This is a genomic window from Mesorhizobium sp. M1C.F.Ca.ET.210.01.1.1 (genome assembly GCF_004791585.1).
In the GTDB taxonomy this organism is placed as follows: domain Bacteria; phylum Pseudomonadota; class Alphaproteobacteria; order Rhizobiales; family Rhizobiaceae; genus Mesorhizobium.
Genome location: NZ_SRUU01000008.1, coordinates 219848 through 232091 on the forward strand (window position 1 = coordinate 219848; position 12244 = coordinate 232091).

13 protein-coding genes and 1 pseudogene are annotated in these 12244 nt (G+C 63.1%); 5 read left to right on the top strand and 9 right to left on the bottom strand.

Features of this window, described 5'->3' with window-relative positions:
• The first annotated feature begins 63 nt into the window (after nt 1–63).
• Nucleotides 64–1086, top strand: a complete 1023-nt coding sequence (gene bmt, locus EN853_RS12040) for a betaine--homocysteine S-methyltransferase (RefSeq protein ID WP_127859813.1) — start codon at nt 64–66, stop codon at nt 1084–1086.
• Between the two features lie 85 nt (nt 1087–1171).
• Here the strand turns inward: bmt and EN853_RS12045 are convergent, their stop codons facing one another.
• The 6 genes from EN853_RS12045 to EN853_RS12070 all read right to left on the bottom strand — a co-directional run bounded on the left by EN853_RS12045 (nt 1172) and on the right by EN853_RS12070 (nt 7663).
• Nucleotides 1172–1450, bottom strand: coding sequence for a hypothetical protein (locus EN853_RS12045; RefSeq protein ID WP_127859812.1), 279 nt, complete (start codon nt 1448–1450; stop codon nt 1172–1174).
• Nucleotides 1451–1587: 137 nt separating this feature from the next.
• Nucleotides 1588–3729, bottom strand: a complete 2142-nt coding sequence (locus EN853_RS12050) for a VWA domain-containing protein (RefSeq protein ID WP_127859811.1) — start codon at nt 3727–3729, stop codon at nt 1588–1590.
• A gap of 2 nt (nt 3730–3731) precedes the next feature.
• Complete coding sequence (locus EN853_RS12055) at nt 3732–4295, bottom strand: RNA polymerase sigma factor (RefSeq protein ID WP_127859810.1); 564 nt, start codon at nt 4293–4295, stop codon at nt 3732–3734.
• Nucleotides 4296–4474: 179 nt separating this feature from the next.
• On the bottom strand, nt 4475–5206 hold the full coding sequence (locus EN853_RS12060; protein ID WP_127859809.1) for a dienelactone hydrolase family protein: 732 nt from the start codon (nt 5204–5206) through the stop codon (nt 4475–4477).
• Nucleotides 5207–5309: 103 nt separating this feature from the next.
• Nucleotides 5310–5999, bottom strand: a complete 690-nt coding sequence (locus EN853_RS12065; RefSeq protein WP_127859808.1) for a hypothetical protein — start codon at nt 5997–5999, stop codon at nt 5310–5312.
• Nucleotides 6000–6088: 89 nt separating this feature from the next.
• Entirely contained in the window at nt 6089–7663 is a 1575-nt protein-coding gene (locus EN853_RS12070; protein ID WP_127859807.1) for a trimethylamine methyltransferase family protein, read from the bottom strand.
• A gap of 272 nt (nt 7664–7935) precedes the next feature.
• Between EN853_RS12070 and EN853_RS12075 the strand changes: the two genes are divergently transcribed.
• Complete coding sequence (locus EN853_RS12075; protein WP_127859806.1) at nt 7936–8634, top strand: B12-binding domain-containing protein; 699 nt, start codon at nt 7936–7938, stop codon at nt 8632–8634.
• Between the two features lie 80 nt (nt 8635–8714).
• Here the strand turns inward: EN853_RS12075 and EN853_RS12080 are convergent, their stop codons facing one another.
• Entirely contained in the window at nt 8715–8849 is a 135-nt protein-coding gene (locus EN853_RS12080) for an entericidin A/B family lipoprotein (protein ID WP_127859805.1), read from the bottom strand.
• Between the two features lie 52 nt (nt 8850–8901).
• On the opposite strand from EN853_RS12080, the gene EN853_RS12085 reads away from it, so the two are divergent.
• Complete coding sequence (locus EN853_RS12085) at nt 8902–9534, top strand: DUF1638 domain-containing protein (RefSeq protein ID WP_127859804.1); 633 nt, start codon at nt 8902–8904, stop codon at nt 9532–9534.
• Between the two features lie 13 nt (nt 9535–9547).
• Here the strand turns inward: EN853_RS12085 and EN853_RS12090 are convergent, their stop codons facing one another.
• The gene (locus EN853_RS12090) at nt 9548–10462 is read right to left on the bottom strand and encodes an NAD(P)-dependent oxidoreductase (protein ID WP_127859803.1); all 915 of its coding nucleotides are present in this window, start codon (nt 10460–10462) and stop codon (nt 9548–9550) included.
• A gap of 122 nt (nt 10463–10584) precedes the next feature.
• Here EN853_RS12090 and EN853_RS12095 point away from each other — a divergent pair, with 122 nt between their 5' ends.
• Together EN853_RS12095 and EN853_RS12100 are read left to right on the top strand one after the other, a co-directional pair.
• On the top strand, nt 10585–11160 hold the full coding sequence (locus EN853_RS12095; RefSeq protein ID WP_127859802.1) for a DUF4893 domain-containing protein: 576 nt from the start codon (nt 10585–10587) through the stop codon (nt 11158–11160).
• Nucleotides 11161–11304: 144 nt separating this feature from the next.
• Complete coding sequence (locus EN853_RS12100) at nt 11305–12087, top strand: formyl transferase (protein WP_127859801.1); 783 nt, start codon at nt 11305–11307, stop codon at nt 12085–12087.
• A 30-nt stretch (nt 12088–12117) separates the two neighbouring features.
• Here the strand turns inward: EN853_RS12100 and EN853_RS12105 are convergent.
• A pseudogene (locus EN853_RS12105) lies at nt 12118–12244 on the bottom strand (IS481 family transposase); the annotation flags it as partial.

Consider the following 12244-nt stretch of genomic DNA (forward strand, 5'->3'; position numbering starts at 1 on the left):
ATTGACTGGACATAAAGACTTCTTTATATCGTTATCTCAACCTAGGATACGAAAGCCAAAGCCATGACCGCGACCAACCCTATCGACACACTGCTGGCTGAAAAGGGCGTGCTTTTGGCTGACGGGGCCACCGGCACCAACCTATTCGCGATGGGCCTCGAAGCCGGCGAAGCGCCCGAGCTCCTCAACGAGACAGCGCCTGCCACCATCGCCAGCCTGCATCAGAATTTCGTCGATGCCGGCGCCGACATCATCCTGACCAATTCCTTCGGCGGCTCCCGGCACCGGCTGAAGCTGCATCATGCGCAGGACCGCGTCTACGAGCTCAACAAGCGCGCCGCCGAGATCGCGCGCTCCGTCGCCGACAAGGCCGGCCGCAAGGTGATCGTCGCCGGCTCAGTCGGCCCGACCGGCGAGTTGCTGGTGCCGCTCGGCGCCATGACCTACGAGGACGCGGTCGATGCTTTCGCCGAGCAGATCGAGGGCCTCAAGGCCGGCGGCGCCGAAGTCGCCTGGATCGAGACCATGTCGGCGCCGGACGAGATCCGCGCTGCGGCCGAAGCCGCGATCCGCGTCGGCTTGCCCTACACCTATACCGGCTCCTTCGACACCGCCGGCCGCACCATGATGGGATTGTTGCCGAAGGACATCCACGGCGTCGCCGACGGGCTGTCGCAGGCGCCGCTCGGCGTCGGCGCCAATTGCGGCGTCGGTGCCGCCGATATCCTGGCCTCGCTGCTCGACATGACGGACGCGAAGCCGGAGGCCACGGTAATCGTCAAGGGCAATTGCGGCATCCCGGAATTCCGTGGCAGCGAGATCCACTATTCCGGCACGCCCGAGCTGATGGCCGACTATGTCAGGCTGGCGGTCGATGCCGGCGCGAAAATCGTCGGCGGCTGCTGCGGCACCTCGTTCGCCCACCTCGCCGCGATGCGCAAGGCGCTCGACGCGCACACCAAGTCGGAGCGGCCCACCGTCGAGACGATCGTCGAGCGCATCGGTCCGATGCGCAACAAGATCGCCTCAGCGGGTTCGGCAGAGGCCGGCGAAGGCCGCCGCGAACGCCGGCGCAGCCGCGCCTAGAGCACGATCCCGAACCTTCGGATAAGATTTTGCTCCTACAAAGAGTTAGATCAGGATCGCAATCCTGATCTAAGCCTGGTTTGCCTTATTCGCTGTTTTCGGCATAGCGCGACAGCGCCGTATCGAGGTCGGTAGCGGCACTGTTGTTGCCGTCGGCCCCCATCGCCATCAACGCGCCCGACGCGTGCGGGTCGCTGATCTGCTCCAGCATCACGCGGAAGCGGTCATTGTTCAGCGCCGACAGCGCCGTGTTGCGGGCTGCGTCGACATCATTCCTGATACGCGCGGATTCAGTCGACGAAGCGGATGGCGCTCGCGCCTGAAGATTGCCCGACGTTGACGCCACATTCCCGGTGATATGCAATTCCAGCCCCTCAGACCTTCTATCAGCGTTGACTAACAGAAGGGCATTGCGATGAGGTTCCGGAAAAGCCGCGCAATTTAACGATCGGCAAAAGGCCGGCGATTTTCATGCCGGCCCTTTGTTCAATCCGGGCTATTCTATTTGGTGCCGCCCAGCGATGAGGCCAGGCGCACCAGCGACAGGAATTCGGCCCTGTAGCCGAACGGATCGGCGCCGCGGGCGGCCTTGGCGATCTCCAGGATCCGGTCATAGCCGAAATTCGCCGTCTGATCCTCGTCGCGCAGCTTCTGCCCGAAGGCGGCGACGGCGACCGAGAAGCGCTGGTCGCTTCCTGCCTCATCGAAGGCCGACACCTCGGTGGCCGCGGTCACCGGCGTGGTGATCAGCTTCGACACGTTCTCGTTGGGCAGCTTGTAGCGGATCTTGACGAAGGCATATTCGTCCGCATTGGCAACGCCGCCATTGTCGACCTTCGCCTGGCCGTAGCGCAGCGGATCGACCTGCTCGGCGCCGCTGCCCTTGGGCGTGATCTCGTAGATCGCCGTCACCGAATGGCCGGAGCCGATGTCGCCGGCGTCGACGCGGTCGTTGTTGAAATCCTCGCGCTTCAAGGCGCGGGTCTCGTAGCCGACAAGACGATATTCCGAGACCGCGGCTGGATTGAACTCGACCTGGATCTTGACGTCTTTGGCGATGGTGAACTGCGTCGAGGATGCGTCCTCGACCAGCACCTTCTCGGCCTCGGCCAGCGTGTCGATATAGGCCGCCGTGCCGTTGCCGTTCTGGGCGATGGTCTGCATCATCTGGTCGTTCAGATTGCCGCGACCGAAACCGAACACTGAGAGGAACACGCCTGTCTTGCGCTCCTTCTCGATCAGCTGCTTGAGGTCGTCGTCATCGGTCTGGCCGACATTGAAATCGCCGTCGGTGGCAAGCATCACCCGGTTGACACCATCCTTGACAAAGGACTGCTGGGCAAGCTTGTAGGCCTCCTTGATGCCGGCCTCGCCGGCCGTCGATCCGCCCGGCTCAAGGTTGTCGATGGCGGACAGTATCTTTTCCTTCTCCGCCGCCTTCGTCGGCATCAGCACCGTGCCGGCATTGCCGGCATAGGTGACGATGGAGACGGTATCGTCGGGCTTGAGCTTGCCGACCAGTAGCCGGAAGGCGGACTTCAAGAGCGGCAGCTTGTCCGGCTCGTCCATCGAGCCCGACACGTCGATCAGGAACACCAGATTGGCCTTCGGTTGCTCGGCCGGCTTCACGTCGAAGCCCTTGATGGCGACATGCATCAGCTTGGTGCGCTCGTTCCAGGGTGTCGGCATGACCGTGACGGTCGAATTGAACGGCGTCGCAGCTGAATCCGGACCCTTCCAGTCATAAGGGAAGTAGTTGATCATCTCCTCGACGCGGACCGTATCGGGATCCGGCAGAGTGCCTTCCTTCAGCGATCGCCGCACGAAGGAATAGGAAGCCGTGTCGACATCGATCGAGAATGTCGAGACCGGATCCTGGGCGGTTTCGTGCACCGGATTGGTCTTGAAGGTCTCGATGCGGTCGCGGTTTTCCTCCTGCGGCTGCAACTGGTCAGCAGGCATGGGCGCGGGCTGCGCCATCAGCTTGGAATCGGCGACCGCGCCTGCCGGCATCTGGGCAGACCGCATGGCGGCTGCCGGGGCCTGACCGTTCGCGCGTCCGCCAGCCGCGAGTTGGCCACTCTCCGCCGGCGCCGGTGGTGGAACAGGCATTGCCTCAGGTGCCATCTCCTGCTTGACCAGGCTGTCGACCTCGGTCGCCGGTTTCGGCGGCGATGCCGGCGCGATCCGCGCCTCATCTTCGACACGCCTCTCACTTTCGGCGTCGGCTTTCTTCTCCTTGGCGGGGGCGGTGGCCAGCGGCTCGTTGACCGCTGGTTGTTCCGGCGCAGGCTTCTGCGCTACCGGCTTGTCGGCCACCGTCTCGGTGATCGTTCCGGTGCCGCCGATGACGGGCGGCTGCTCCTTCAACATCTCGAAAGCGGCATATCCGGCGATAGGCAGCGCGACCAGCGCGGTGATCGCCGGCGTGGCGATGAGTTTCCGTTGCATGATTTCTCTCCAGAGCTTTCTTGCTCGCTCCGTGAGACGAAGGCCTGCTGCCGTTCCTTGGGGGGCGGTCGAAATTTTTTCCTGGCCGTCGAAGGCGGTCATCGCGGCAGCGAATGCGCGGGCTTTCGCCTCGCCGTCGGGCGCCGGCACTGCGATATCGCGCAGCCTTTCGAGTTCGTTGTCGTCGACCATGGTCACACTTCCCCGGCTGAACGCATGAGCGCCTTCAGCCGTTTCTTCGCTTCATGGATGTGCCAGGAAACCGTCGTCTCCGAAATCGCCATCACATCCGCCGCCGCGGCATGGCTCAGCCCTTCGCCATAGACCAGCAGCACCGCGTCGCGCTGCTTGTCCGGCAGCATGCGCACCGCCGCCCATAGCGCCTCGGCCGGATCCTGGCCCTCCGCCGAGCCCTCCCCCGCAATCAGCGTGTAGGTGCCAAAGGCTTCCGTCTTGGCTGTGTCGCGGGCCTGCTTGCGCATCATGTCGCGCGCCGCGTTCAGCGTCATGGCGTAGAGCCATGTCGTGAAGGCGCCATTGCCCTGGTAGTCGCGGATCGCGCGGCCGAGCCGCACGCAGACGTCCTGGGCAATGTCCTCGGCGTCCGCCTTGCGGCCGCACCAGCGATAGGCGGCGCGATAGACGAAGCCATAGTGCCTTTCGACCAGTTTGCCGAAAGCCCCCCTGTCTCCGCCCCTCGCCCGCCCGATCAATTCGGCATCGGAGGCTTCGCTGTCGTCCAGCATCATCGCCGTCATTTGCCTGTTGGACGAAGGCTAATGGCTAATCCTTGGGGCGATGGAAAGATTTTTTTGCAAAGGCATAACTTCCTTCTCGCCATTCACAGGGAGAAGGTGTCCGGAGAACGGATGAGGGATAGCGCGAACATTTGAAGGTTCGCGCCAAGCACGCCCTCCTCGCAGTCTGCAAGCGAAACCTATCCGAGTGTCTCACCAAAGAACGTGGTCAGCCGCTTCCAGTGCCGCTCGGCGCCAGCTTCGTCGAAGACGCCATGGTCCGGCACACACCAGCCATGCGCCATGCCGACGTAGTTCTCGATCACGTGGTCGACCTCCGCCACACGCAAGGCCTCGGCCAGCCGCGCCGACTGCGCCGGCGGAAAACTGCCGTCGACGCCTGCGACGCCGACATAGACGCGCGCCTTGATCGACGCCGCTTTCAGGTGTGGACTGTCGGGCGCGTCGCTTGCCAGATTGCCGCCATGGAAGCTGGCTGCGGCGGCGATGCGGCCGGGATAAGCCGCCGCAGCGCTCAACGCCCGCGCGCCGCCCATGCAATAGCCAACGACGCCGACAGGTCCGGCAAAACCTTCCGCCGCCAGGGCATCGAGGAAGGCCGCGCCGTCACTGATCGTCATGTCCTGCGTCGTCGCACTTCTCAACGCCGTCATTTCAGCCTTCGTCCTTTCCTCGCCAAAAGCGGTCTTGGGATCGAACGGTCCGTAGGGCGCACTGCGGTAGAACAAGTCGGGCACCAGCACGCCATAGCCATGCCCCACCAGGCGCTCGGCCATCTCGTCGAGAGCTGGGCGCGGACCGAAAATATCCATGTAGAGGACAACGCCGGCTCTGGCCTCGGCAGCCGGTCGGAAAAGCCTCGCTTTCACCTTGCCGTCCCCGGTTTCGATCTCGATGTCTTTCCGGGTCATGATGCTCTCCGTCGGCTGTCGCGGGATAGATATCCGGCTGGAGCGGCCCGGCAAGACAATCCCGGAGCCCGCCGTTCAAGATTTCGTGCAGTTGGCCCTGATCCTACAGCCGAGCAAAGGCCGCCATGTGAAAGACCTGCACCTCCGGCGGATAACGAAATGATGTGCCGTAGGGACAGGCGTTGCGGTCGAGACAACCGCCGGTCCGGCAGGGCTCGCCTCGATATCCCCTCACATGGCCAAGGCAGGTCTGGTGGGCAAAGCCTTGCACGGAATAGGCCTCGACCGGACAGGATCTCAAGCAAGGCTTGTCGGTGCATGTGTCGCACAGATGGATCGCTTCCCGAGGTTCAGGAAGGACGATCTCCTGTTCCAACAGCAGCGCTCCCCGATAAGCATGCCAGAGCCCATATTCGGGATGCATCAGGATGCCGAGCGGCGACGGCTTCAGCCGCTCCGCCCGCATCGCCCATTGCTGGAACGGCAGATAGGGCCGGTCCGAGGGGGACACCGCGCGTGCGCCGAATTCTTCGGCCACGGCGCCGATCGCCACGCGTGACCATGTGTCGAGTGGATTGGCGATAGGCTGCGGTTGCCCCTCGAGCCAGCGCTGGAAATGCGGCCAGGGCGCCGCGCCCGCCTGCCCGACCAGCAGGACGGACTTGGCGGGGTTGCCGGAAACTCCGGCCGGCGCGGCTTCATCGTCGGCAAAGGCGAAGCCGCCGCGCAGGATCAGTCCGCAATCTGCCAGCGCGGCCGCGATATCCCCAATCGTGCCGCGCGAAAAAATCATTCCTTCTGGTCCGGGTCGGAGAACGCGCTCCGCCAGACTTCCTTATGGATGATGTTGGCGACTTTAGCCCGGCCTGACTCGGGCTCCTTTCACGTGAAGGCGTCGGCCATCGAGCCCTTCTTCTTGGCGATGAAGTCCTTCAGCGCCTCGTCGATCGCCTGATCGAGATGCGGCGCCTCGTAGCTTTCCAGCCAGCGGCGGGCGAGCTCGTTGGCGCGCTGCGGTGCTGTCTTCTCGCCTTCGGCCAGCCACTGCTCATAGGAATTGTTGTCGGCGATGTTGGAGCGATAGAAGGCCGTCTGGAAATTGGCCTGGGTGTGGTCGCAGCCGAGGTAGTGGCTGCCCGGCCCGACCTGGCGGATGGCATCCATCGCCTGGCCGTTTTCCGACAGGTCGACACCTTCCGAAAACTTCTGCTGCATGCCGAGCTGGTCGATGTCCATCATGAACTTTTCGTAGCAGGATGCGAGGCCGCCCTCGAGCCAGCCTGCCGAATGCAGCACGAAGTTGGTTCCGGCAAGGATCGTCGAGTTCAGCGTGTTGGCGCTCTCATAGGCCGCCTGCGCATCCGGGATTTTTGACGCGCAGAGCGAGCCGCCGGTGCGGAACGGCAGGCCGAGCCGGCGGGCGAGCTGCGCGGCGCCATAGGAAACCAGCGACGGCTCCGGCGTGCCGAAGGTCGGCGCGCCCGACTGCATCGAGATCGACGAGGCGAAGGTGCCAAACAGCACCGGCGCGCCGGGCCTGATCAACTGCGTGAAAGAGGCCCCTGCGAGCACTTCTGCCAGCACCTGCGTCAGCGTGCCGGCGACCGTCACCGGGCTCATGGCACCGGCCAGGATGAAGGGCGTGACGATGCAGGCCTGATTGTGACGCGAATAGACCTTCAGCGCGCCGAGCATGGTCTCGTCGAACACCATCGGTGAGTTGGCGTTGATCAGGCTGGTCAGCACCGTGTTGTTCTCGACGAAGTCATCGCCAAACACAATCTTGGCCATCGCCACCGTGTCTTCTGCTCGCTCGGGCGCGGTCACCGAACCCATGAACGGCTTGTCCGAATAGCGGATATGCGAATAGACCATATCGAGATGGCGCTTGTTCACCGGCACGTCCACCGGCTCGCACACCGTACCGCCCGAGTGATGGATCGACGGCGCCATGTAGGCGAGCTTCACGAAATTCCGGAAATCCTCGATCGTCGCGTAGCGGCGGTTGCCGTCGAGGTCGCGCACGAAGGGCGGGCCATAGACCGGCGCGAACACCGTCGCCTTGCCGCCGATCTGCACCGAACGCTCCGGATTGCGCGCGTGCTGGGTGTAGACGGAAGGCGCAGTCTTGAGCAGCGAGCGGCAGAGCCCCTTGGGGAAATGCACGCGCTCGCCCTTCACGTCGGCGCCGGCCTCCTTCCACAGCGCGAGCGCCTCGGCATCGTCACGGAAGATGATGCCGATCTCTTCCAGCACTGTATCGGTGTTCTTCTCGATCAGCGCCAGGCCTTCCTCGTCGAGGACCTCATAGACGTTGATCTTGCGCTTGATGTAGGTGAGCTGGGTGCCTGGACCGCCGCCCGAGCGGGCCGCTCGCCGCGCCGCCGCGCCGCCGCTGGCGCCGCGTCCGCGTCGTCCACCCGACGCTTCCTGTTCGACTGCCGCGTTATCGCTCATGATCGTTCTTCCTATTAATTGGCCTGAATTTGGCTGGCGGCCGGTTTGCCGCCGCTTCTTTCTGGATCGTAGCCATGCACCCTATTGGAAACGGCTCGCCAGCGCCAACGCCTGTCGCAAAATCGACAAGAAAAGCGCCAACTTTTCAGTCGCTTTCCTTTTGCGGGAAGTCGCAAATCAGCTATGGCTACCTTGCCCTCGCGGGTTAGGTATTGGCGCATCGATTTTTAGGCTGCCGCAGTCATCCCGAGCAGCAAGGAGCCCGAGAAAAAATGTCCGACGACGAGATCATCCTTTCCGAGCTTTCCGACGAGGAGCTCGTGCAGCAGATGCACGACGACCTTTATGACGGACTGAAGGAAGAGATCGAGGAAGGCACCAACATCCTTCTTGAGCGCGGCTGGCAGCCCTACACGGTGCTGACCGAAGCGCTGGTCGAAGGTATGCGCATCGTCGGCGAGGATTTCCGCGACGGCATTCTGTTCGTGCCGGAAGTGCTGCTCTCGGCTAACGCCATGAAGGCCGGCATGGCCATCCTGCGTCCGCTGCTGGCCGCCACCGGCGCGCCGAAGCAGGGCAAGATGGTGATCGGCACCGTCAAGGGCGACATCCACGACATCGGCAAGAACCTCGTCGGCATGATGATGGAAGGCGCCGGCTTCGACGTCGTCGACCTCGGCATCAACAATGCGGTCGAGAAATATCTCGAAGCGATCGAGCAGCACCAACCCGACATCATCGGCATGTCGGCGCTGCTCACCACCACCATGCCCTATATGAAGGTCGTCATCGACACGATGAAGGAAAAGGGCATCCGCGACGACTATGTGGTGCTGGTCGGCGGCGCGCCGCTCAACGAGGAGTTCGGCAAGGCCGTCGGCGCCGACGCCTATTGCCGCGACGCCGCGGTGGCCGTCGAGACCGCCAAGGATTTCATGAAGCGCAAGCATAACGTTCGCGCTTCCGCCTGACCCAAGCATCAGGATGGACCGAAAAAGCCGCGCCTTGCAGCGCGGCTTTTTTGTTCCCAGATGATGAACTAGGCTGAAGATCAGTTGACAGTGTCTTTGACCGCCCTTGCCGTCGATTTGACATCCTTGCCGACGCCCCGGATGGTGTTGGCGCAGGCCGTGAGTGCAAGCGCACAGGCAAGGATGGCCACCGGCGCGATGCGTAGCAGTTTCATGGATAGTGTCTCCCTCGACAGATATTAGCCCCGCAGCGAAAGCCGGCCCGACTTGGTTAAAACGCGAAAAAAGGAACCGAATCAAACAGACAGGCTGCTCGTCATCGCCTGCGGGATGATTGCGCGCGAAGTTTTGGCCGTCAAGCAACAGCTAAAGCTCGACCATCTCGAGCTGACCTGTCTGCCGGCCGAGTTCCACTTCTATCCGGACCGCATCGCGCCGGCGATGGACAAGGCGATCGAGAAGGCCAAGGCGGAAGGCTACCAGCATATCTTCGTCGGCTATGCCGACTGCGGCACCGGCGGCATGCTCGACCGCGTGATCGAAAAACATGGCGTCGAGCGCATGGCCGGCCCGCACTGCTTTGCTTTTTACCAGGGCATGGATGCCTATGCGAGGGTCGCCGACGACGACATGATGTCGTTCTACATGACCGACTTCCTCTGCCGTCAGTTCGAGGCCTTCTTCATCAAGCCGCTCGGCCTCGACAGGCATCCCGAGCTGATCAAGGACTATTTCGGCAACTACGAGAAGCTGGTCTACCTCGCCCAGACCGATGATCCCGAGCTTGACAAGGTCGCGGAACATGCCGCCGCTTTGCTCGGCCTCGCCTATGAGCGCCGCTCGACCGGCTATGGCGACCTGACCGGCGAACTGGCGCGAGCGGCAGCCGGCGCCGTCTGAAGGCATCTGCCTTTCAGACCTCTTTCTCCAGCGCCGCAAGCACATCGGCAAAACTCGTCTTGCAGACGAAGCCCAGCTTCTCCCTCGCCCGTGACGGGTCGTAGACGCGGTCGATCGAAGAAAACATCGTCCAGCCTTTCATCGCATAGAGGCTCGGGTAATCCGGGAAATAGCGCGCGACGACGGCCGGCGCGTCGGCGATCAGCTCGGCGCAATCCTGTGGCCGGAATGGTGTGGGCGCCGAGACGATGAAGAGGTCGAAGCCGAGGCTTGGCGCCTTCTCCAACGCCGCGACATGGGCCGCGGCCGCATCCTCCACCGTCAAACGCCGGAACAGCAGCTCGTTCGCCTTGGTGTTGGCATCCGATTGCTCGATCGCATGCGCCATGTCGTCGGCCTCGGGGAAGAAGCGGGCCGTGCGCAGCACCACCACCGGCAAGCCATGCTCGATGTTATAGAGGCGGCAGAGATGCTCGGCGGAAAGCTTCGTTACGCCATAGATGTTGCGCGGCTCCGGCGACATCTCTTCCGTCAGCCAGGCGGCCTTGCGCGCGCCGCCCTTGAAGCCGGCGCGGATCGCTTGCGAAATCATCAGCGATGTCGTCGAAGTGAAGATGAAACGCGAAACACCCGACTCCACCGCAGCATCGAGCAGGTTGAGCGTCCCTTGCACGTTCGTCGCGACGAAGTCCGCATTTTCACAGTGCTCGATGTTCGGCTTGTGCAGCGCGCCGCTGTGAACGATGGCCTCGATGCGATTCTCACCTATCGTTCCCAGCACGAGGTCTCGGTCGGCGACCGAGCCGACGACCTGTGTCTGCTCGGACGGCACCGGGTCAAGACCCACCACTTCATGGCCGAGCGACTTCAGCCTCGGCGCCAATGCGCTGCCCAGCCAGCCGGACCATCCTGTGAGCAAGATCCGCATCGATCACACCGCCATTTCCGCTCCCACGCTGTTAAGCACGGATGACACCGGCCCGCGAACCGGTAAGTTGTGCGCCAGAAGACAAAACAGCTGTTCCAGCCACCGATCCGGGAAACGCATCCATGACCCCTCGCCTGCTGCTCGCCGCTTTTGGCCTCATCAGCCTCGCCCTGCCGGCTCATGCCGATGGCGAGGTGCAGAAGCTGATCACCGCCGCCGACAAGGCGCGGCTGGACAAATATGGCGAGACGCGAAAGGCTGCCCTCGACGAAGCGAAGGCCGGCGATCCGGCCGAGGTCAAGCAACTCGATGCGCTGCTCGCCAAGCCGCTGGTCGCTTTCTCCGACAAGGACCTGACCGGCAATTGGAAATGCCGCACCATCAAGGCCGGCGGCTTGAGCCCGCTCATCATCTATGGCTGGTTCAAATGCAAGGTGAGCGACGACGGCTCCGGCTGGCGGCTGCAGAAGATCAGCGGCTCGCAGCGGAGCATGGGCCGCTTCTTCGACGATGGCGAGAAGCGTGCCATCTATCTCGGCTCGTTCTCGGTCAATGAGGACAAGGCCAAGCCCTATGGCAGCGGCCCCGAAAGCGACCAGGTCGGCTACGCCTTCCGCAGCAGCGCCACCGAATGGCGAATCGAATTCCCCGCGCCCTATTACGAATCGAAGCTCGACATCATGGAGTTCAAGCGCTGACCGAGCATGATCCCGACCCGGGAGATCAGCGCAGCAAAGTCGCAGACTTCTCGAGACCAGGAATCATGCGTCAGCCTCCGGCTCACCAAGGATTAACCCGCCGGCCCTAGCATGCGGACCGATTTTTGAGAGCGGGTGCATGCCATGGCAGCGTCGGAATCGAGTCCGCGACCGATTGTGGTCGTCACCGAAGGCGGCCCGCATATCTGGGCCATCGTCAACGCGCTTGCCGATCGCGTCGGCCCTGTCAGCGTCATCCTCGAAACCCCTGAATCCAAGAAACGCCTGCTGCTCGGCCGCGCCCGCCGTCAGGGTTGGGTCTCGGCCATCGGCCAGCTCGGCACGATGGTGCTGACCAGGCTCGGCAAACGGTTCCTTGCCGGCCATGCCGCGCGACTGATTGCCGAGGAGAAGCTGGAGACGGAACCTCGCCCAAATCAGACGATCATCCATGTCCCGTCCGCTGACGGGCCGGAGTGCCTCGAAGAGATTGCAAGCATCAAGCCCGGCGTCGTGCTGCTCGCCGGCTGCCGGCTGCTGTCGAAGGGCACGCTCGCGAAGATGCCGTGCCCGGTGCTCAACTATCACGCCGGCATCGCCCCGAAATATCGCGGCATGAATGGCGGCTACTGGGCCCTGGCCTCGGGCGACAGAGAGAATTTCGGCACCACCGTGCATCTGGTCGATGCCGGCGTCGACACCGGCGGCGTGCTGCGGCAGGTGCGCGGCAAGCCGAAACCGGGCGACACGATCGCCAGCTACGCGCTGCGGCAGGCTGCGTTTTCGCGCGACGTCTGCGTTGAAGCGGCGACGGATGCGCTGGTCGGAAAGCTCGCGATGATCGATCCCCGCCTGCCGTCGAAGCAGTGGTATCACCCCACGATCTGGTTCTATCTTTGGACTGGGCTGACGAAGCGCGTCTGGTAATCAGTGCATATCCGCGTCATGCCTTGCCTTCTAGGTGTTCAGTCCCGAGGTCAAGTGGACGGGATTGAGCCGGAACCTTTCTGGCTGTTTGGCCCATACCGCGCAGATGGCTTCGTAAGGCGTGAGGCCGTGAAGGGTCTTTAGCCGCCTGGCGAAG